Source organism: Crocosphaera sp. XPORK-15E (assembly GCF_034931425.1).
GTDB lineage: Bacteria > Cyanobacteriota > Cyanobacteriia > Cyanobacteriales > Microcystaceae > UHCC-0190.
The window spans coordinates 169,373-190,122 of the sequence record NZ_JAYGHQ010000006.1; the positions used below are offsets into that span (position 1 = coordinate 169,373).

Sequence of the window (20,750 nt, forward strand, 5' to 3'; positions counted from 1 at the left end):
TTAGCGACTTTCGGTCGAATTTTAGGGCAAATTTTTAGATATATTTTCTACCCTTGACAACATTGAGGAAATAGGGATACACTTACCCGTGTCTGTTCACATATTTTACCCAATACTAAATTACTTTAATCAGTGTCAATAAATATGAAGTGTGTGAGTGCTTTAAGAATGACAGGTTGGCTAACCTTAGCCAGTCTCGTGGGTGTGGGCAATGCTCAAGCAGCCACCATTATTGATAGCTTTGATCTGCCAGCCAACAGCAGTCTCACTATTAATCGTAATCTCCCCAACGGAACAACCGTGGGGGTTTCCTTATTCCCAGTAGGCGCGGTAGGGGGAACCAGAGATTTAACTCTAACTAAGACAGCTGGAACTGGTCCACCTATAGCGGGAAGCACTATAACAGTTAGTCCCACCAATAATCCAGGAACCCTATCTTGGTCTAATCCCACGGGCTTTAACTCAAGGTTCAATGTTGTCTGGGACGCGGACACTAATTTTAATGTGATTGACCGTACTGGCTTAGATCTTAGTCTCAAGACGGCCGATGCTTTTATTTTAACCTCAAACTTCATCGATATTTCGGGTACTCAAGCCACCATTAATGTTTATTCAGGTAGCAAAAAATCCGCATTGACCATTGCTAACCTCGGAATAGTACCAAACGGAGTTTCCACAGATTTTACTTTTGAATTCTCTCAATTTATGGCTACGGAAGGGGGTGGTGTCAATTTCGCTGTGGATACCATTGGAGCCATTGAATTAGTCGTCAATGGAACAGTAAACGCCATTGATGCGAGATTTGAGATCTTGACCACCCGCGATGCTCCCCCACCCGTAACTGAACCTGTGGTTTCCCTGTTAGCTTTATCCAGTGCAGCAACCTTAGCAGGACTTACTGGCAAACGGCAAAAATTGAAACAAAAGTAAGTTTGTGAATTTCCTAACAGTCTTACCCTTAACTCGAAGGGTTAAGGGGAGATTTATTAAAAGTTCCCCTTTTGACGAAAAAATGCAAAAAAACCTTTTTACTGGTTTTAACCCGATTGAACTCCTTGCCTTTTGGCTGAAAATATATTTTTAAACAATCAGATGTAGCTTTTTGATTTAGTAACTGCTTTCAAAGGAAATAGGAGAATATGAAAACAACTAATAGAATAAACATTCCCTCTAAACTATTAATTAACTGTGGTGTTGGCTTATTAGCCACCATGACACTCTATTCAGGCAAAGCGCAAGCTATAAATTTAGTTCTTGACAGTTTTGACGAGTCTGTGGGCGGGTTTCAATTTGTTTCGACAGATCCTGACTCCGGCTTCCCCACAGAAGATCAAAACGGCCCTAACCCAGAAACTGACGTAGTTGGGCAATATCGAGAATTAATTTTATTCGACGTGATGAATAGTAATCCTCCTAACGTTGGTGACAGTTTGGTTTTCGCCGACATGGGATCTAGTTCTTTATCCTGGAATAATGGGGATGGAGTTAGCTCCAAATTAAGAGTTGTTTGGGATGGGGTCAATGAAAGTTTTACCAATGGTATTAATACCACTGGTTTAAGAACAAATAATGGAGGTGTTGGCAGAGATTTTACCTTGATGGGCGCACTTGATAGTATTGGCCTAGAATTAATATCGGCTGACCAAGGTTTACAGATTACAGTTAATATCTATACAGATAACAATAGCGCATCGACTCTTAGCAAAACTTTTAATGCTATTAGCGGTTCTCCCACCAAAACCTTTTATAATTTTGCCAATTTCACCACTCTAGCCGGATTTTCTGGTGGGGCCAATTTTGCTAATGTGGGTGCTTTTGAACTAATCTTAAGTGGCCCGACTGCCGTAGACGCATCTATAACATTTGTAGAAGCAGCCGTTGATCCAAATCCCCCGATACCGGAGATTCCTGAACCAGATCTGGCGAAAGGATTGTTAGCTTTTAGTTTATTATCAGGCTTATTAGCTGTTACCAAGCGGTAGGGGCTTAATATTATCCCCTACAGAACATGAGACTTGCTAAAACCAATTGAAAATCGGTTTTAGACTTCTTTTTCTTCCCCAGAAAAACATCAAAGCACTTGCGCCCTTAACCAAGCGACAGGAAGATAAAGCATTTTCTTCGGAGTAGCCACAAAGGCCCGTTTACTAAAGACATCATAATCATTAGCTTCAATAACATCCAGAATGCCCTGATAAAGCATCAAAGCCGTCCAAACCGGCCAACGACAATCTCGACTGAGGACACGAATACCCCGTTCTGCGTCTTTATAATATTGACGGGCCCGTTGAATCTGAAAGCGCATTAAATCTCGCCAACGATCATCAATTACGCTATTAAATAAATCTTCTTGAGTATAATTAAACCGTTCTAAATCTTCCAAAGGTAAGTAGATTCGTCCCCGTTGGGCATCTTCTCCCACATCCCGCAGAATATTAGTCAATTGATTAGCAATTCCTAGGGCGATCGCTTCTTCTTGGGGAATGTATTTCCGTTGATTTTGTTCCCAAGGTGGGATAAACTGCTCTTTTTCGATGCCGATCACCGCATTGGACATCAACCCCACCGTCCCCGCAACACGGTAACAGTATAGTTTAAGTTCCTCAAAGGTTTCATAACGACTGCGATACAAATCCATCTGCTGTCCTGCGATCATATCCCGAAAGGGGCTAATCTCCACAGGAAAACGTTCTAGAGTATCCACCAAAGCCAGATCTTCATCATCCAGGGGATGACCCGAAAATAGGGCGTTTAAGTGGTCTTCCCACTGTTTGAGAGTTTCTGGGGTTGTATATTGGGCCTGGGGGCCATCAACTAATTCATCAGTCCGCCGACACCAAACATAGATAGCCCAGATGGCCCGGCGTTTTTCAGGGGGCATCAAAAGGGTTCCCAGGTAAAACGTTTTAGAATACTTCTGGGTAATTTGGCGGCAGAGTTCGTAGGCCTCTTCGACGGAGACGAGGACTTTTTGGGGTTGGGGGGGTTTAGGCAGTTGCAGCATTCAGCACAAGCAGAATGATTTTGTATAGTAGGAGGACGGAACCGAATCCTTAAGCGTTAGCCATTTAGCATTGTCGCATTCAATGGCCGTTTCGTCATTAGGAATAGGTTAATCGGTCATTTTTAACCTTCTAAAAGGTTAGTCTTTAGCTTACACTAATGACGGTTGTTTCGTCGGTTCTGAGTTAGATATAGGAAGCTGAGCGGGATGGTCTTGGGCGATGGTTTTCGCCGCTAGTTTTCCCGATAATACCGCCCCTTCCATGCTGCCTAGATATTTTTGCATGGTGTAATCTCCAGCTAAATAAAAGTTAGCAATAGAGGTTTTTTGGGAGGGCCGACATTTTTGCCGTCCTGGGGTCGCTTTATAGACAGAACGAGGGGTTTTAACCACATGGGATTTGAGCAATTTTGCCTGATTTTCCCCATTAAAATGTTGAGGAAAGAGTTTTTCTAATTCTGCCATAGTCGCAGCGATAATGGCTTCATCAGATTGATTAATCCAATCTTGGGCCGGAGCTAGGACTAACTCTAACATGGAGCGATCGGGGTTGGCGTATTCTTTACAGGTGTTACTCATGTCCGCATAGACACTAAGTAAGTCGGAACGAGAGAATAATAGATGATCAATATCGGTCAGTTTACGATCAAACCAAAGATGGAGGTTAATGACGGGAACCCCTTCTAACCCTTCTAATTGCTTAAATTCTGGCAGTTGTCGCCAGAGTTGAGGTAACATTACTTTTAAAGGATCAACGGGCATAGCAGATAGGTATAAATCCGCCTCAAATACCTCATCAGGTGCGCCATTAAGCCCTCTTAAAAGAAAACTTTTAACGGTATTATCTTCATTGAGTAAAATCTCTTTTAAGGGCGCATTTAATCTGACTTCTCCTCCTCGTTCTGTGATGTAATCTACAATGGGTTCACAGAGTCTTTCCGTGGGAGAACCATCTAAAAAGGCCATTTTTGAGCCGTTTTTCTCTTGTAAGAAACGGTTTAGGGCTGTTAATAAAATGGTGGCAGAAATTTCATCGGGGTTAATGAAGTTTAGGGCCTTAGACATGGCAATAAAGACTTCTTTTTCAACTCTGGAGGGAATATTCTGTTTTTTTAGCCATTCTGACCAAGAATAACGATCCATTTCTTCGACGTAACTTTGTCCCCGCACGATCGCCGGAAGTAACCCTAGGCCGAATTTAATTTTTTCTTCCCAGGTAAGCATATCGTTATTGCCTAAAATAGCCACCATTCCGTTGACTGGGGCAGGAATATCAGGAAAATCAAAGCGGGAATAGGTTCCAGGGGTTTCGGGTTGGTTAAAGATCATGGAATGTTCTTTCCACTGTAGACGATCTTCAATGCCTAATTCTTGGAATAATTGCAGCATATTAGGATATGCCCCAAAAAAGATATGTAGGCCGGTTTCGTACCAGTCTCCGTCTTCATCTTTCCAGGCCGCTATTTTACCACCGAGGACATCTCGACGTTCTAGTACAATGGGGGTGTGGCCCGCATCAACGAGATATTTGGCACAAGAAAGGCCCGCTAAACCTGCTCCGGCGATCGCAACTCGCATTTATACTAATCTCTATAAGGGTTTGTGTGTGTTACTCATTATACTTTGCATTTCGTTACATTTGGCTGATGGCGTTGCAAATTTTCTGACCTGGTTTTGACATAAGGGAATCTATAACTTGTAGTATTTAATATTACTTTTTGCAGTTCAGTATAGCAGCAATTGTTCTAGGTCAATTTCGATATGAGGAAATGCTTGAGATGTAATTGTTCCTGATTTAGATTCAGTAATTTGTGAGTAACGGCTGTTTTGGAGTTCAGTATGAACAATCAGTTTTTTGTTCTTCAAATCAATTACCCAATATTCAGGTATACCGTTACGAGCGTAGGTAATAATTTTCTGTTCTAAATCTTTTTTCAGAGTTTTATTAGATACTTCGATCAACCAATAGATATCTTGAGGATAGGGGTGATGATGGCGATAGATAGTTTCAGGCAGTCGAACTATAGCTATATCTGGTTCTGGTTCTGAATTATCTAAGGTGATTGGATGAGCATCTCTTACTTGAGCCTGTCCTTTGAGTAAATCTCTCAGGTAATCGCTTACAGATTGATTAGTATAGCTATGGTCAATTCCCTCAGGACTCATCTCAATGATATCTCCTTCCAAAAGTTCAACTGGTTTACCTTCTAATACTCCAGAGTCAACCAGTTTGTGCCATTCATCTATTGACCATTTATAAATAATTGAAGCCATATCTGCTCCCGTTCTTAAATATCTATACTTGTATAAATCGTGACTTTTGTCAGTGAACAGTCATTATCAAAACAACTGTTCACTACTTGCTATTTACTTACCCATGCCTAACTGTTGAGCTTTTTGATAGACTTTACCTTCCGTCAACAATGAAGGGGCAATAACCACCTCAACCTGCTGCATTTCCTTCATATCCTTAGCCCCCAAGGTTCCCATACTTGCTTTCAGGGCCCCTAAAAGGTTATGAGTACCATCGTCCAATTTTGCTGGCCCTGTGAGAATTTCCTTGATAGTTCCCGTAGTTCCCACATTAATACGGGTTCCCCTTGGCAGCACAGGGGAAGGAGTAGCCATACCCCAATGATAACCCCGGCCAGGAGCTTCAGCAGCGCGAGCAATGGGAGAACCGATCATTACCGCATCGGCACCACAGGCGATACACTTACAAATATCACCCCCAGTCACGATACCTCCATCAGCCACCACGGGGACATAACGGCCCGTTTCTTGTTGATAATCATCCCGTGCCGCCGCACAGTCAGCGACAGCCGTTGGTTGAGGCACTCCAACCCCTAAAACGCCGCGAGAGGTACAAGCAGCACCCGGCCCAATGCCGACCAAAACAGCAGCGGCCCCGGCCTTCATCAAATTTAAGGCCACTTCATAGGTGACACAGTTGCCCAAAACCACTGGCATGGGCATTTCTTGGCAAAATTGTCGTAAATCAAGAGGAAGAATAGATTCAGGGGATAAATGAGCCGTTGATACTACAGTAGCTTGTACAAACAATAAATCAGCCCCCGCATCTGCCACAATTTTTCCGTATTGGGAAGCTCCTACTGGGGTTAAACTGACTGCTGCAATGCCCCCTTGAGACTTAATTTCGATGATACGTTGTTTAATTAATTCTGGTTTAATGGGTTCAGCGTAGAGTTCCTGCATTAACCCGACAAATTCAGATTTTCCCACAGAGGCAATGCGATCTAAAATCGGGTTAGGATCTTCATAGCGAGTCTGAATTCCTTCTAGGTTAAGAACGCCGATCGCCCCTAATTCTGACAATAATACCGCCATTTTGACATCAACTACCCCATCCATAGCACTAGCTAAGATGGGGATAGGGCGTTCAATGCCGCCTATTGTCCAAGTTGTATCTGCTAAACTGGGATCTAAGGTACGCAGGCCGGGGGCCAGGGCAATTTCATCGATTCCGTAAGCTCGCCGGGCGTTTTTGCCACGACCAATAACTATATCCACACTTCTATATCCCATTCCCTTAAGTATTAGAATAGGCTACCAAATTTTGAGAGGTTTGGGGAATAGATGTCTGCCAGATCAAGGAAAAAATCTACAGGGTTAATGCTTTGCGAAAAATGATTTTATCCTCACCCGCTTTGTAGAATTCCCGAATTCGCGCTTCCTCCTCGTACTCATGCTTACGGTAGAATGCCCGTATACCCTCAAAATTCGGCAGTCCAGAAGTTTCTACTAATAGCACACGCTCCCCACGTTCAGCCAACCTTTGTTCAACGTCGCGTAGCAATTTAGCACCGAGTCCTTCCCCCTGACGGTTGGGATGAACGGCAATAAAGTACAAGTTCCAGGTTCCATAGGTAAAAGGCTCTGGTGCGTAGTACGCGACCCCCACCGGCCCAGCACCATCGTCGTAGGTGAGCCAACATTGATCGCTATTGAGGTGATCCTCGAAGTATGCTGTTAACATACTGTCAAGTTCCTCAAACTCTTGGGGACTGAACAGACCAACAGCTTCAGCGATCGCCATTAGAGCTTTTTTGTCATCGGCGGTGGCGGGTCGAATCATTAGCAACTTTCCGATAAAGGGGATTAGCTATCATTAAAAGCGACGGGAAGTCCTGACCCTTGATAGGAAAGAAACCATCGTCCCCTGTCGCTAACCTTAGTTTAAAGAAGCAAGCATCAACTCACTGTTGAATATTCCTCTGATTCTTGTTCAGAAGCAACGTTGACGCGACGGAGGTTTGCGCCTAATTTTCTGAGTTTGCCTTCTAAATTATCATAACCGCGATCTAGGTGTTGCAAGCCTTGCACCACAGTAGTTCCTTTAGCGGCTAACCCTGCTAATACTAAAGCAGCAGAAGCCCGTAAATCTGTAGCCATCACAGGCGCACCGGAGAGGAAGGGAACCCCCCGTACTAGGGCAACATTACCTTTAACCCGTATATCTGCTCCCATGCGCTGTAATTCAGCCACATGACGCAAACGGTTCTCAAACACTGTTTCTGTGACGATACTACTGCCTTCACTCAAGGTTAACAGTGCCATAAATTGAGCTTGCATATCCGTGGGAAATCCAGGAAAGGGTAGGGTTTCGATGTCTGTGGCTTTTAAGGGGGCAGGAACTAAGCGGATACGATCTGGCCCGTCTATAACCACTTGGGGGCCCATAGCGCGTAATTTGGCAATGACAGAGGCTAAATGTTCAGGAAAGACGGGGGCGAGGCTAATTTCTGATTGAGTTATCGCCCCGGCAATTAAGAGGGTTCCTGCTTCAATGCGATCGGGAATGACAGAATAATCGGTACTATGGAGCTTTTCTACCCCAGAAACGATGATCGTATTGCTGCCGTCTCCTTTAATTTTCGCGCCCATGGAACGGCAAAAGTTAGCTAAGTCCATAATTTCAGGTTCTTGGGCCGCATTTTCAATGATGGTTTCCCCTTCTGCTAAGGTGGCTGCCATCATAATCGTTTCGGTTGCGCCCACACTGGGATAATCTAAGTAAATTTTAGCCCCTTGTAACCGTTGACGACTGCCTTTAACACAAGCATGAACCACACCATGCTCAATGCGGACATCGGCCCCCATAGCTTGCAACCCTCGGACATGGAGATCAACGGGTCTGGCCCCAATGGCACAACCACCAGGTAAAGGAACGCGAGTCATGCCTAAACGGGCTAATAAGGGGCCAATAACAAAGAAACTGGCCCGGAGTTGAGAAACTAACTCATAAGGGGCTTGATCCTGTCCAATGTGTTGAGCGTTAATATCTAGAATATCCCCGTTTCTTTCTAGCTTAACCCCTAAAGCGGCTAAAATTTGGGTCATGCGGTGGATATCAGCCAGGGAAGGAAGGTTCCGTAGGCGGCAGTCATCGGAGCAAAGAATGGCTCCGGCCATGAGGACGAGGGCTGAATTTTTGGCCCCGCTAATGGTGACTTCGCCTTTGAGGGTGGCTTGTCCTTGGATTTTTAAAACGGGTTGCTGTTCTTCTAGATGGGTTGTCATAGGATTCGATATATAAGAGCGTTCTATGGTTATATTCTCCAAATACTATAAATCTTTATAGTATTCGGTTCAAATTTGTTTTCAATGTAACTTGAATGATTAAAAAAGTCTAGCTAAAGTTCCAGACTTGCTATTCTTAAGGGTCAGGTCAAGTTCTGACAAAAATCCCTAATCTGTCTAGGCTAAGATTAGGGAGCGTCACTTTGAACGAGAAATTAGCCTATTCCTTCGACCACAGGATGGAAATAAAAGGCAATACCAATCACGGCATAAGTGGCGAGTAATAAAGTTCCTTCTAACCAATTAGAGCGACCATCAGAACTAATTGAATTAGTCAGTAAAACAGCCACAGATACTGCGACTAATTCAAAGGGATTAAAATTCAAATCCATGGGTTGGCCTAAAAGCCATCCTACAATTACTAAGACAGGGGCAACAAATAGGGCTATTTGTAAACTGGAACCCACGGCAACAGACATGGATAAATCCATTTTATTTTTCATGGCCACTGTCACTGCTGTAGCGTGTTCTGCTGCATTACCAATTATTGGTAATAAAATCACCCCTGTAAATAATGTACTTAAACCCAAAGAGTCTGTGGCTTCTTCTAGAGAATTGACTAATAATTCTGATTCAAAAGCAACTCCTAGAGTAATTAGTAACAGAATTAAAACCCATTTGGTCACATTAATATTTTCTTGTTCTTCCTCACTTTCTTCTTCAACAGCTACCCCTACCTCATAAAGATAAGCATGGGTTTTCATTGAAAAAAGTAAGGTCAGAGCATAGACCAAAATGAGAACAATAGCAACAGCGACGGATAAATGTTGTAGGGTTCTTTCCTCAATGCCGCTAGAAGTATATTGTACGGCTGTGGGTAATAAAATTGCTGCCACAGCTAAATTCATAGAAGATGAATTTAAGCGGGCGGCTACTGATTGAAAGGTTTGCTCTTTATAGCGTAATCCTCCTAACAACATAGAAAAGCCAACTACTAACAATAAATTGCCAATAATTGACCCAGTAATCGTTGCTTTAACCACGCCAATTAACCCTTCTTTCAGGGCAACTAAAGCTAAAATTAATTCTGTAGCATTGCCAAAGGTGGCATTTAATAAACCCCCTAAATTGGGGCCAACCACAACCGCGATCTCTTCCGTTGCCTTGCCCATTAAGGCGGCTAATGGCACAATAGCCAAACCAGCCGTAATAAAAACGACGGTTGCTCCCCATTCTAAATATTCAGCCGCCAAAGAAATGGGAATAAACACCAATAAGACTGACAAAATTGTACTTTTATTCAACATAGTAAGGGTCAACATCCAATTCGCCAGAAGTCAGAATTGATAATCTTCTGACTCTCAGTTTATGATATTAAAGGCCCGAACTGCCAGAAAAGTAATAATCCTAATAATCCTTACACCTTGTCTGCTCAAAGGGTTAAGCCTGGTTGAGACACATTAAGTTTGAAAAAATGTGAATTTATATGATAAAACGATTAAGAAGTCTCTATACTACTGATACCCTAGCATGACTCACGGCACATCCCACTCTTCTCCAGACAAAGAAAAAAAACCCATCCCAGTTGTCGTCTATCAACCAGACAGTCGTGTCAGACATCCTGTGCAATTGTTTCACGAGATGTGGCGTGATTTATTAGCCTCCCGTGAGTTAGCTTGGCAGTTGATTCAACGGGATATTCAATCTCAATATCGTCAATCTTTCCTAGGCATTCTCTGGGCTTTTATTCCACCGATCATTGCTGCCATTGGTTTAACCTTCCTCAAAGAAGCTAATATTCTAAACTTGGGAAAAACGGATATTCCTTACCCAGTATTTGTCGCTTTTAGTATGACCCTCTGGCAAACTTTTACAAGAACTTTAAATAACACCATGAGTGCGGCTCGTACTGCCAAAGGAATGTTAACGAAATTAAATGTTCCCCCTGAAGCTTTTGTTCTTTCCACATTAGGACAAATTATCTTTAACTTTTTTATTCAATTAATCCCTGTCATTTTCTTCTTTATTTGGTTTAAAGTAAGTGTTACTTGGACAATTATTCTAGCACCAGTTGCGTTTATTCATTTGCTGATGTTTGCCACAGGTGTTGGCTTAATTATGGGACCCTTTTCTTGTTTATACGGTGATGTGGGTAAATTGATGGGGTTTGTCACTCAGATGTGGTTATTTGTTACCCCCGTCATTTATCCTGAGCCAAAACATGGCATTTGGGCAATTTTGGTGAGAATTAATCCGGTTACGCCTTTATTGGTAACAACAAGAGAATTGGCAACCACAGGAATCATTTCTAATCCGACAGGTTTTTGGTTAGCCAGTATTGCCGCCATCATTATGCTTTTAATTGGTTGGTTTTTCTATCGGTTAGCCATGCCATTTATTGTGGAAAGGGCTTAAATAACTTGACGGGTTTACTTTTAAAATATAATGAAAGAACCCGTCAAATTGTCAGTTTTATTAGAGGGAAATTCTGTGACAGTTAGAGTTCGTATTGCTCCTAGTCCTACCGGAAATTTACACATCGGAACCGCGAGAACGGCTGTTTTTAACTGGTTATTTGCGCGTAATCAGGAGGGTACCTTTATTTTACGGGTTGAAGATACAGATCAGGAGCGATCGCGTTCAGAATACACTGAAAACATTAAATCTGGTTTAACTTGGTTAGGTTTAGACTGGGATGAAGGGCCTTTCTTTCAAACCCAACGTCTTGATCTTTATCGTCAAGCTATCCAAGCTTTATTAGATAAAGGTTGCGCCTATCGCTGTTATTGTACCTCAGAAGAACTAGAACAGATGCGAGAGGCACAAAAAGCCAAAAATCAAGCTCCTCGCTATGATAACCGTCATCGTCATTTAACGGAAGAACAACGTCAGGCTTTAGAAGCGGAAGGAAGAAAAGCTGTTATCCGTTTTATCATTGATGATCATCGGGAAATTGTCTGGAATGATGTAATCAGAGGTAAAGTAGTTTGGAAAGGCAGCGATCTCGGTGGAGATATGGTGATCGCTCGTATTCCTGAAACTGACGAGCAAACCTTTGGCCAACCTCTCTATAATTTAGCTGTCGTGGTGGATGATATTGATATGAAAATCACCCATGTTATTCGTGGGGAGGATCATATTGCTAATACAGCCAAACAAATTTTACTCTATGAAGCATTAGGGGCAACGATTCCAGAATTTGCCCACAGTCCCCTAATTTTGAATCAAGAAGGGCGTAAACTCTCAAAACGGGATGGAGTCACCTCTATTGATGATTTTCGCAAAATGGGCTTTTTACCCGATGCTTTAGTCAATTATATGACTCTTTTGGGATGGACGGCCCCTGACTCTACTCAAGAAATTTTTACCCTTGCAGAAGCTGCTACACAATTTACTTTAGATAGAGTTAATAAAGCGGGTGCTAAATTTGATTGGGATAAATTAGATTGGCTCAATAGTCAATATCTTCATAAAATGCCCGCTAATGAATTAGTAGAATTAGTAATTCCCTATTGGCAAGAAGCAGGATATGAGGTTAATTTAAAGAGTGATCGTCCTTGGTTGGAACAAATGGCTGCCTTAATTGGCCCTAGTTTAACTCGTTTAAGTGATGCTCCCAAAGAAAGTCATTTATTATTTGGTGAAACGGTGACTTACAGTGAGGAAGCCATGGCCCAAATTGAACAAGAAGGGGTGAAAGATATCCTCAAAGCGGTGTTAGATAGCACAGAAAAGGTGTCAGAGTTAACGGAAGAAATGGCCCAAGAAATCATCAAAGAAGTGACCAAAACCTTTAAAGTCAAAAAAGGGTTAATTATGCGATCGCTTCGGGCAGGTTTAATGGGAGAATTACACGGCCCCGACTTAATTCAATCCTGGCTTTTATTAAATCATAAAGGTTGGGATAAAACTCGTTTACAAGGGGTGTTAAGTTAAAGCAATTTGAGTGCAATAAATCGTTAAACTCAGGTAGCTGATACTAACTAAATCCATATTGCCAAAGGGAATTATCTAAAACCTCTCAAACTGTGTAGGGGCAATTTATGAATTGCCCCTATATAAATATTCTAATTAAAATAGATATAACATCTATTTGATTATCCTCTTGGTAAAATCCCTAAAATATCATGACTTGTTAGACTAATTTCTGAAAAAGCTAAGGGAGAAATTCTCTTAACATCCTTTTGCTGATTAAGGTATTGATTCCCTTGAGGTTGACGATAAACTTCGAGAGTTTGATGATTCAAATTGATAATCCAAACTTCAGGAATATTACTCTGTGCATACAAAGTAAGTTTGACTTCTTGATCATATTTTATGGTACTATCGGCAACTTCAATGAGTAAATAAATATCCTCTGATTTAGGAATTTCATTTTCATAAAAATCAGGACGTGGTTTTAAGAGGACAAGATCAGGTTGAGGTTCAGAATAATTATTTAATTGGATAGGATTTTGAATACTAATAATAATTTTATCTCCTAATCTCTTATAAAATAACTGATTAAGACGATTCACACAAGCAGCGTGTTTTAAACCAATAGGGGACATAGCAATAATTTCTCCTTGAATTAATTCAACCCTATCCTCCGGGGTTAAAATGCCAAATTCAGCCATTTTATGATACTCTTTAACAGTAAATTTTCTAGTTATAACTTGCATTGCTCTGACCTCTATTATATTTTTTTATTAGTCTGATAAACTGAAATATATTCCCAAAAAAATTATATCTTTGTCTTGCTTAAGTTTTTTAGACAGATTATAATTCTGTTGTCGAAAATAACTTAATAATAGTTGAGAATCTCCTCCTGTTAGAATTATTGAACTATTAGGATAGTTATTTAACCAATCATCAATAAAGGTTTTAATTCCCCCTAATATAGTATACATAATTCCACTGGTAATTGCATCAGCAGTATTCATTGACCAACGAAGGGGTAAACTCTCTGATAAATTAACATTAGGTAAGGCTGCGGTTTTTGTTGCTAATGCTTGAAATTGTAACTTTAATCCTGGTAAAATTGCCCCTCCAATTAACTTGCGATCACTATCAACTCCTGTTAAGGTTAATGCAGTTCCTGAGTCTATGACTAAACAAGGAAATCCATAAATTTCTCCTGCACCTAATAATGCTAAAGCGCGATCAATTCCCATTGTTAAATAAAGATTTTTTAGAGGAATTTGATCTAAAGTAAGAATATGTATTTTGGGATAATTTTGCCATAATTTAGTTTGAGAAGGAACCACAGAAGCAATATATAAAGGTAGATTATTGGGGATGTTAGGAAGTAATAAATTCTGGGGTAAGATTTGAGTCATTAAAGGTTCAGATAAATGCTCATTATCCCAACTAAATTGTAATTTATCTTCTTGAAAATATGCCCAATGTAAGCGAGAATTACCAATTATTAATCCTAACCAATCATTTGATTTTAAATTAGGTAAATTATTCACAATTTAATCGTAAAAATGTTTGGTATTTTAGGGGGTTTCTATTAACACAGTTACCGCAGCATTGGCAATAATCATGTCATCATTCTTATCATTTAATTCAGGGATAGCGCGACCTTTAACTATCATGCCACCTTCTTTTATGGTAATACTTTTTTTGCCAAAAGGTAACACCGCTAAAACTTCATCTTTACGGACACTTTCAGGGTAAGGAACGGCAATTTCTACCTCTACAATCATCTCATTCGGATGATTCAAACCGGCCACTTCCCAGACTCCAGGTAAGGCATTATGTGCGATCGCATTGCGAAGGGCCCGCGCTGCTGCTACAGTAGGATCTTGACCATGTTGATCAATTCCCATTCCCATCTCGATAATTAAGCGTTTTCGTGGCATATTTTTAAAGGCTTTACTCTATTAATATTATGTCATAATTACAACTTATCTAAAAAATTATCAATAGAAATATTAGCTTGATAACAGGAATTAAAACATCAGTCAAATTCTCAGATAGAATGAAAACAAATATCAAAAAAGATTAGCGATGGCGGATTTTGATTTGATCACCTGGCTAAAAGAACGTACCACCCTGACGGTATTAAGTGCAGAGGTGCTAGAGGCGATCGCGCTTCTTATGACATTAATTACTGTTGAAGCGAACCAAAACCTAGCAGTAGCAGGAACGTCTCCCGAAGGACTCTATATTATAAAATCGGGACAGATTAAAAGTCACGGACAAGTCACACCAGAAGTGAGCTTACTGCCAGGGACAGTGATTAACTTAAGTGCCTTAATATTAGAGCAAACCGTCTCAGAAACCCTCAAAACCCTGAGTGAGTGCGAGTTATGGTGGATTACTGCCGCCGATTTTCAATCATTGGTGGAACAATATCCTGAAATCACTCAAGCCTTCTCCCAACAACTGGCCAAAGAGGTAGAACAACTATCCAATGCCTTGAGTTTTGAACAGGAACGACAGACCATTTTACGTCCCTATTTAGTCCCAAAAGTGAAAAGGGGGGTAATGGGCAAAAGTCGCTATGCAGTAAAATTGCGATCGCAGATTCAGGATATGGCAGATAATCGTCAACCCGTGTTGATTTTTGGGGAACCTGGCTTACAAAAAGATAATCTAGCCAGCTTAATCCATTTTAGTTCCCCTTTCCGTCGAGAGCCAATAATTCAGGTCAATTGTTCCCAACTGCAAGGAAGTGGTGCAGAATTATTCGGACGAGTCGGAGGAAAATTAAGCTTACTTGAAGCATTAGGAAACGGAACCATTGTTTTCAATAATCTTCAAGAACTTAAACCTGAATTATTTAAACCCATTGCTGAATTACTCTCCACCCGAACCTATCAACCTGTTAGCCGCGAAGGAGAGGCTCAAGCTGCTCATAAAACGAGTCAAGGGCGAATCATTATTATTTCCGAAAAAAACCTCCCTAGCATTGATGGACTGGTGGAGAATATTATTAAAGTTCCCTCCCTGCGAGTCCGTAAAACCGATATCGAGGACTCGGTTAATTACTACATTAGTTTAATTTGTCGGAGGAGGGGCATTGCCAAAGTTTGTTTAAGTGATGAAGCACTACGAAGACTGCAAGCTTATGATTTTCCTAATAACTTAAGAGAGTTAGAAAATCTCATTGAACGGGCAATTATCCAGTTACAAGGGTATTCAGAAATTACCGAAGAAATTATCTGGCCATCACAAAGCAAAAAACAGCAATTTCGCTTTAATTTTCTCAATGCTTATCCCAGTTTGCGTAACTTTTTGCGGAGTCAATGGTATCCTGAACGCCTCAATTATGGTTTTACTCTGACTGCCTTTGCTGTGGTCAATATTATCCTTTTTGTGGGGCCACAAACGCGAGAGCAAAATTTTGCCTTAAATCTTTTTTGGGCTTGGTGGTGGCCCCTGGTGTTAATCGGATTTCCCTTTGTGGGAAGGCTCTGGTGTGCCGTTTGTCCCTTTATGATTTATGGAGAAGTTACTCAAAAAATCTCCCTGTGGTTATTTCCGCGACAACTCCAAAAATGGCCCCGTCAAACTGCTGAAAAATGGGGAGGTTGGTTTTTATGGGGTTTATTTGCCTTAATTCTGTTGTGGGAAGAACTCTGGGATTTAAAAAATACCGCCTATCTTTCTTCCTGTTTATTGCTGTTAATTACCGCAGGAGCAATGATTTGTTCAACCATTTTTGAACGTCGCTTTTGGTGTCGTTATTTATGTCCCATTGGTGGAATGAATGGGATGTTTGCTAAACTCTCAATGACAGAATTAAGAGCGCAACAGGGAACTTGTTCTGCTGAGTGTAGCACCTATCAATGTTATAAAGGCGGCCCACAAAAAGGAGAAGGTTTAGAAACCGAAGGTTGCCCCTTATATTCCCATCCGGCCCAACTTGTAGATAATCGAGATTGTGTCCTATGTATGACCTGTTTAAAAGCCTGTCCTCATCGTTCTGTGGAGTTAAATTTACGCCCTCCAGGGATTGAATTATGGACTACCCATGTGCCTCGCAGTTATGAAGTGGCTTTGCTGTTTCTCTTATTAGATGCGGTTTTTTTACATCATTTGCCCCAAGTGCAAGCTCAATTGGGGATTTTTGCGGATTTAACTCAATTTTGGATACATTTGGGTCTTGCTGTTCTAGCGTTGAGTCTGCCAGCTTTATTACCTGTAATTATCCATCAAGTGATGGGAGTTTTCTTACGCTTTCAATCAACCCTGAAACCTCGCTCATTTATTGAATTAGCCTATGGTTATTTACCCTTAGTTTTAGCGGGAAATTTGGCTTATTATTTACAAATGGGACTCGGAGAAGCGGGGAGAATTTTACCACTAACCTTAGCTACCTTTGGGTTTTCAGGAGAAGGGTTGCCCATTTTTGTTGCTCATCCTGCGGTGATTGCTTTTTTACAATCTACCCTTTTAATTGTTGGTGTGCTTTTGTCAATTATTTTGACACAAAAAATCGCTAAATTGCCTTTTCGATACTTACTTTTTCAACATTTATGTACGGCAATTTTGGCGTTTTGTTTAGGAAAAGTCATTCTGATTTAACAAAGCAAAAGGGAAGCATACTTTAGCTTTTTCATCAATCTCAACAATAAGCGGTTTAAATGAAAAATAGCTTAGCAAATACAATCAGACAAATAGGTATTTTTTCAAGTATTTTTAAAATTTTTTAATACTGGAAGTCACTTTTTCAGTTCTAATCATAATGATATCTGCAAGATAGAATGATTAGTGAATCTTCTTCTACTTTATATACTAATCGATGTTCATCAGTTATCCGTCTTGACCAACATCCCTTTAATTCATATTTTAAGGGTTCTGGTTTTCCTAATCCTGAAAAGGGGTTTCTTTGTGCATCTCTAATTAAAGTTAAGATTTTCTTGAAGATTTTTTTATCTTCTATTCCCCATGTTCCTAACTGTTCAAAAGCTTCAGGATCAAAGGTAATTTTTCTCATATTCATCTAAATCAATTTCAATTAAATTACCTTGATTAGCATTTTCTAAAGCTTTTATTAATTGTTTTTTATTAGCTTCTGACTTAAGAAGATAGGTTGTTTCATCTTCTTCATTTTGGGGTTCAACTAAAATAATTATCTCTACTGTTGTTCCTTCAACAAGTTCGGTTGTAGGAAGTTCAATTTTGCCATTTTTGCCAACAATTACCTTTTGTTTTAATCCTTTAAGCATAATTTTACCTTTACGATAAATTATTTTAGATAATGATACTTACTTTAAAATAACTTGTAGGGTGGGCATTGCCCACCCTACTAATTAGATTTTAGCTTCTTCTTTGACTAATTTCTCCCAACCTAATTCTTTTAGGTTATTATTACGACGTAAAGGACGAGTTGCTAATTCTAAGATATCCCGCGCATTAGTAAACCCGTGAATTTGTGCAAAGGTAAATTCTACTGACCATTTAGTATTAATTCCTCTTGCTTCTAGGGGGTTTGCATGGGCCATTCCCGTAATAACTAAGTCTGGTTTTAATTCATAAATGCGTTGAATTTGATTATAATTGTCGGGTTTCTCCACAATTTTTGGTAGAGGAACTCCCATTTCTTGACAAGTTTTTTCTAGAAAAGCTAATTCTGCTTGTTGATAACGTTTGTCCATGTAAGGAATACCAATTTCCTGACAAGTCATCCCACAACGAATTAAGAAACGGGCTAAAGAAACCTCTAATAAATTATCTCCCATGAAGAAGACAGATTTACCGCGAATTAACTGGAGATAATCTTCTAAACTCTCCCAAATTTGTGCTTCTCTTTCCTCTAAACCTTGGGGTTCAATGTTAAAAACTGAGCAAATTTTTTCAATCCAAGCGCGGGTTCCGTCGGGGCCAATGGGAAAGGGTGAACCGATTAATTTACACTTCCGACGACGCATTAAAGTTGTAGCGGTTCGTGATAGGAATGGGTTAACTCCACTGACATAATAACCCTCATCAATTACAGGTAATTCTGTATACCGTTTTGATGGCAACCAACCAGCAATTTTTATGCCTTGTTTCTTCAATTCTAGGGTTAAATTGGTAACAACTGGATCGGGTAAAGATCCAAACATAACTAAGGGAGGATGATCCTTATATTCGGATTCTTCTTGTTTAATATCTTCTTTCTTCCGTCCAAAGTTTAAGAGTTTATGAATGGCATTTCTTTCTTCTTTTTCTCCCTCTGCTTTGGCAGTTTGAGGACATTTATGGGCCATTGCAGCTAAGACGGTATCTTCCCCTTGAGTAAAGGCATAATCTAAACCGTTTGCTCTTGCTGTTACGATAGGAATACCGATTTCTCCCTCTAATTTGGGGGCTAAACCTTCTAAGTCCATTTTAATGATTTCGGTGGTACAAGTACCGATCCAAACGATTACACTGGGGTTGCGATCGCGTTTAATTTGCAGACACAATCTTTTGAGTTCTTCGTAATCGTTTAATTGAGCAGAAATGTCTCCTTCTTCTAATTCTGCCATCGCATAACGTGGTTCAGCAAAAATCATGACTCCCATGGCATTTTGCAGGAAGTAACCACAGGTTTTTGTGCCAATGACTAAGAAAAAACTATCTTCAATTTTTTGGTATAACCAAGCAACGCAACTAATAGGACAAAAGGTGTGATAATTACCTGTTTCGCATTCAAATTGTAAGGCGGTGGGTTCTTGTACAGCAGTCATAATTTAGATTTCTCCTTTGCTTAATTGTTGTCTAATTCGTTCGATTTCATCGATTTCTGATGGTGCTACTGGAGGTAATTTTGCCCTTTCTTCTGCTCTTTTTTTTAGTTCCTTCTCAGGATCAAAATGTAATCCCAAAACTTCTATCAGCTTGTCTCCATCAGAATTAAGTTGACAAAAAGGTGGCATCCAAATCGATAATTTTGGTTCTAGGGCCGTAATTGCGCCCAAAATGATATCAGCACAAGGACGTTTACCATCATCAGTTGTTTTACGCCACCAACTTCTAGAGTCCATTAAAGATCTAATCCAAGAACGGTTAATTTGATAGTAATCTAACCATTTATTTGGTAAAGTGGCCTTGGTTTCTTCAAAAGTAATCATGATTAAGTGTCCTTATTAGCAAGAGTAACTATGTTTAGTATTCCCTCACTAACGAGAATTTGTATCACCTCAGAGAAAAAATCAAGTAACCTGTAGGTTGGGTTGAGGAACGAAACCCAACAAAACACAACCAAAACAACCGTAAAATGTTGGGTTACGCTATCGCTAACCCAACCTACAATTAAACGGTTAAACCATCATTAGATCTAATGCTTCTTCTTCTGACTTAACAGGAGCTTGAGGGTTAAGATAGAAATCAGACAATAAAGTGAATAATTCCCTGTCTTGAGCATCATTAGGAATTACCCCTTCAGGCATTGCTAATAATTGGTCTGCAATGTTTAAATAGTAATTACAAACATACTCAAGAGATGGGTCAGTTTCTGTCATTTCAAACAAGGTTTTACCCTTAACACGAGATACCCTGATATCTTCAATTAATGGCAGAATTTCTAACACAGGCATGGGAACCGCTTCTATATATTTATCAATTAAATCACGCTTAGAAGTCCGATTACCAATTAAACCCGCTAAACGTAAAGTATGGGTTCTTGCTTTTTCTCTTACGGAAGCAGCAATACGGTTAGCAGCAAACAAGGCATCAAAACCATTATCTGTCACAATTAAACAATAATCTGCATAGTTTAAAGGTGCAGCAAAACCACCACAAACAACGTCACCTAAGACATCAAAAAGAATGACATCATACTCATCAAAAGCATTTAATTCTTTGAGTAATTTAACCGTTTCTCCTACTACATAACCACCGCAACCTGCACCTGCGGGGGGGCCACCTGCTTCTACACAGTCTACTCCTGCATAACCTTTATAAATAACATCTTCTGGCCAAATATCTTCGTAATGAAAATCTCTTTCTTGTAGGGTGTCAATGATAGTAGGAATAAGAAACCCAGTCAGAGTAAATGTGCTGTCATGTTTAGGATCACAGCCAATTTGTAGCACTTTTTTACCCCGTTTGGCTAATGCTGTGGAAATATTACAGCTAGTGGTAGATTTGCCGATACCGCCTTTTCCGTAAACTGCGAGTGTTAAAGTCAAGGTTCGAGTCTCCTGTGTGATCAAATAAATCTGGTTTTCCTTATCACTGCTTTATGAGGGCAGTGGGTTTGTCAATCTCATTACTCGCATTATGGGGCAAATGGCCAATAATTGAA

20 protein-coding genes are annotated in these 20,750 nt (G+C 40.3%); 5 read left to right on the top strand and 15 right to left on the bottom strand.

Features of this window, described 5'->3' with window-relative positions; translation table 11 throughout:
• The first annotated feature begins 168 nt into the window (after nucleotides 1-168).
• Together VB691_RS07370 and VB691_RS07375 are read left to right on the top strand one after the other, a co-directional pair.
• On the top strand, nucleotides 169-930 hold the full coding sequence (locus tag VB691_RS07370) for a hypothetical protein (protein ID WP_323290828.1): 762 nt from the start codon (nucleotides 169-171) through the stop codon (nucleotides 928-930).
• 209 nt (nucleotides 931-1,139) lie between these two features.
• Nucleotides 1,140-1,982 carry a hypothetical protein gene (locus VB691_RS07375; RefSeq protein ID WP_323290829.1) on the top strand — a complete coding sequence of 281 codons (843 nt, stop codon included), beginning with the start codon at nucleotides 1,140-1,142 and terminating at the stop codon, nucleotides 1,980-1,982.
• Between the two features lie 89 nt (nucleotides 1,983-2,071).
• Here VB691_RS07375 and crtB read toward each other — a convergent pair whose 3' ends face one another.
• The 7 genes from crtB to cax form a co-directional block, all read right to left on the bottom strand.
• Nucleotides 2,072-3,004 (bottom strand): 15-cis-phytoene synthase CrtB, encoded by a 933-nt coding sequence (gene crtB / locus VB691_RS07380; RefSeq protein WP_323290830.1) that lies wholly within the window; start codon nucleotides 3,002-3,004, stop codon nucleotides 2,072-2,074.
• A 150-nt stretch (nucleotides 3,005-3,154) separates the two neighbouring features.
• Entirely contained in the window at nucleotides 3,155-4,582 is a 1,428-nt protein-coding gene (gene pds / locus VB691_RS07385; protein WP_323290831.1) for a 15-cis-phytoene desaturase, read from the bottom strand.
• 147 nt (nucleotides 4,583-4,729) lie between these two features.
• Entirely contained in the window at nucleotides 4,730-5,278 is a 549-nt protein-coding gene (locus VB691_RS07390) for a Uma2 family endonuclease (RefSeq protein WP_323290832.1), read from the bottom strand.
• A 93-nt stretch (nucleotides 5,279-5,371) separates the two neighbouring features.
• Nucleotides 5,372-6,535: a GuaB3 family IMP dehydrogenase-related protein gene (locus VB691_RS07395; protein WP_323291020.1), complete on the bottom strand. Its 1,164-nt coding sequence runs from the start codon at nucleotides 6,533-6,535 to the stop codon at nucleotides 5,372-5,374.
• Nucleotides 6,536-6,626: 91 nt separating this feature from the next.
• A complete protein-coding gene (locus tag VB691_RS07400; protein WP_323290833.1) occupies nucleotides 6,627-7,100 on the bottom strand; it encodes a GNAT family N-acetyltransferase in 474 nt (157 codons plus the stop codon).
• A gap of 116 nt (nucleotides 7,101-7,216) precedes the next feature.
• Complete coding sequence (murA, locus tag VB691_RS07405; RefSeq protein ID WP_323290834.1) at nucleotides 7,217-8,545, bottom strand: UDP-N-acetylglucosamine 1-carboxyvinyltransferase; 1,329 nt, start codon at nucleotides 8,543-8,545, stop codon at nucleotides 7,217-7,219.
• A 215-nt stretch (nucleotides 8,546-8,760) separates the two neighbouring features.
• Nucleotides 8,761-9,852 carry a calcium/proton exchanger gene (gene cax / locus VB691_RS07410; RefSeq protein ID WP_323290835.1) on the bottom strand — a complete coding sequence of 364 codons (1,092 nt, stop codon included), beginning with the start codon at nucleotides 9,850-9,852 and terminating at the stop codon, nucleotides 8,761-8,763.
• Between the two features lie 223 nt (nucleotides 9,853-10,075).
• Between cax and VB691_RS07415 the strand changes: the two genes are divergently transcribed.
• Nucleotides 10,076-10,960 carry an ABC transporter permease gene (locus VB691_RS07415; RefSeq protein ID WP_323290836.1) on the top strand — a complete coding sequence of 295 codons (885 nt, stop codon included), beginning with the start codon at nucleotides 10,076-10,078 and terminating at the stop codon, nucleotides 10,958-10,960.
• 75 nt (nucleotides 10,961-11,035) lie between these two features.
• Nucleotides 11,036-12,481 (top strand): glutamate--tRNA ligase, encoded by a 1,446-nt coding sequence (gltX, locus tag VB691_RS07420; RefSeq protein ID WP_323291021.1) that lies wholly within the window; start codon nucleotides 11,036-11,038, stop codon nucleotides 12,479-12,481.
• Between the two features lie 161 nt (nucleotides 12,482-12,642).
• Here gltX and VB691_RS07425 read toward each other — a convergent pair whose 3' ends face one another.
• The 3 genes from VB691_RS07425 to VB691_RS07435 are packed head-to-tail and all read right to left on the bottom strand — an operon-like array spanning nucleotide 12,643 to nucleotide 14,391.
• The gene (locus tag VB691_RS07425) at nucleotides 12,643-13,206 is read right to left on the bottom strand and encodes a Uma2 family endonuclease (protein ID WP_323290837.1); all 564 of its coding nucleotides are present in this window, start codon (nucleotides 13,204-13,206) and stop codon (nucleotides 12,643-12,645) included.
• 27 nt (nucleotides 13,207-13,233) lie between these two features.
• On the bottom strand, nucleotides 13,234-13,998 hold the full coding sequence (locus VB691_RS07430; RefSeq protein ID WP_323290838.1) for a pantothenate kinase: 765 nt from the start codon (nucleotides 13,996-13,998) through the stop codon (nucleotides 13,234-13,236).
• A 27-nt stretch (nucleotides 13,999-14,025) separates the two neighbouring features.
• Nucleotides 14,026-14,391 (bottom strand): Lin0512 family protein, encoded by a 366-nt coding sequence (locus VB691_RS07435; protein ID WP_323290839.1) that lies wholly within the window; start codon nucleotides 14,389-14,391, stop codon nucleotides 14,026-14,028.
• A gap of 148 nt (nucleotides 14,392-14,539) precedes the next feature.
• Between VB691_RS07435 and VB691_RS07440 the strand changes: the two genes are divergently transcribed.
• Entirely contained in the window at nucleotides 14,540-17,062 is a 2,523-nt protein-coding gene (locus VB691_RS07440) for a sigma 54-interacting transcriptional regulator (RefSeq protein WP_323290840.1), read from the top strand.
• Between the two features lie 151 nt (nucleotides 17,063-17,213).
• Here the strand turns inward: VB691_RS07440 and VB691_RS07445 are convergent, their stop codons facing one another.
• The 5 genes from VB691_RS07445 to bchL all read right to left on the bottom strand — a co-directional run bounded on the left by VB691_RS07445 (nucleotide 17,214) and on the right by bchL (nucleotide 20,634).
• The gene (locus tag VB691_RS07445) at nucleotides 17,214-17,474 is read right to left on the bottom strand and encodes a Txe/YoeB family addiction module toxin (protein WP_323291022.1); all 261 of its coding nucleotides are present in this window, start codon (nucleotides 17,472-17,474) and stop codon (nucleotides 17,214-17,216) included.
• Nucleotides 17,455-17,706, bottom strand: coding sequence for a hypothetical protein (locus tag VB691_RS07450; protein ID WP_323290841.1), 252 nt, complete (start codon nucleotides 17,704-17,706; stop codon nucleotides 17,455-17,457). Before VB691_RS07450 ends, VB691_RS07445 begins: the two co-directional genes overlap by 20 nt.
• Before the next feature lie 84 nt (nucleotides 17,707-17,790).
• Nucleotides 17,791-19,191 carry a ferredoxin:protochlorophyllide reductase (ATP-dependent) subunit N gene (locus VB691_RS07455; RefSeq protein ID WP_323290842.1) on the bottom strand — a complete coding sequence of 467 codons (1,401 nt, stop codon included), beginning with the start codon at nucleotides 19,189-19,191 and terminating at the stop codon, nucleotides 17,791-17,793.
• Nucleotides 19,192-19,194: 3 nt separating this feature from the next.
• Complete coding sequence (locus VB691_RS07460; protein WP_323290843.1) at nucleotides 19,195-19,575, bottom strand: DUF5331 domain-containing protein; 381 nt, start codon at nucleotides 19,573-19,575, stop codon at nucleotides 19,195-19,197.
• A gap of 189 nt (nucleotides 19,576-19,764) precedes the next feature.
• Nucleotides 19,765-20,634, bottom strand: coding sequence for a ferredoxin:protochlorophyllide reductase (ATP-dependent) iron-sulfur ATP-binding protein (bchL, locus tag VB691_RS07465; RefSeq protein ID WP_323290844.1), 870 nt, complete (start codon nucleotides 20,632-20,634; stop codon nucleotides 19,765-19,767).
• Nucleotides 20,635-20,750 lie beyond the last annotated feature (116 nt).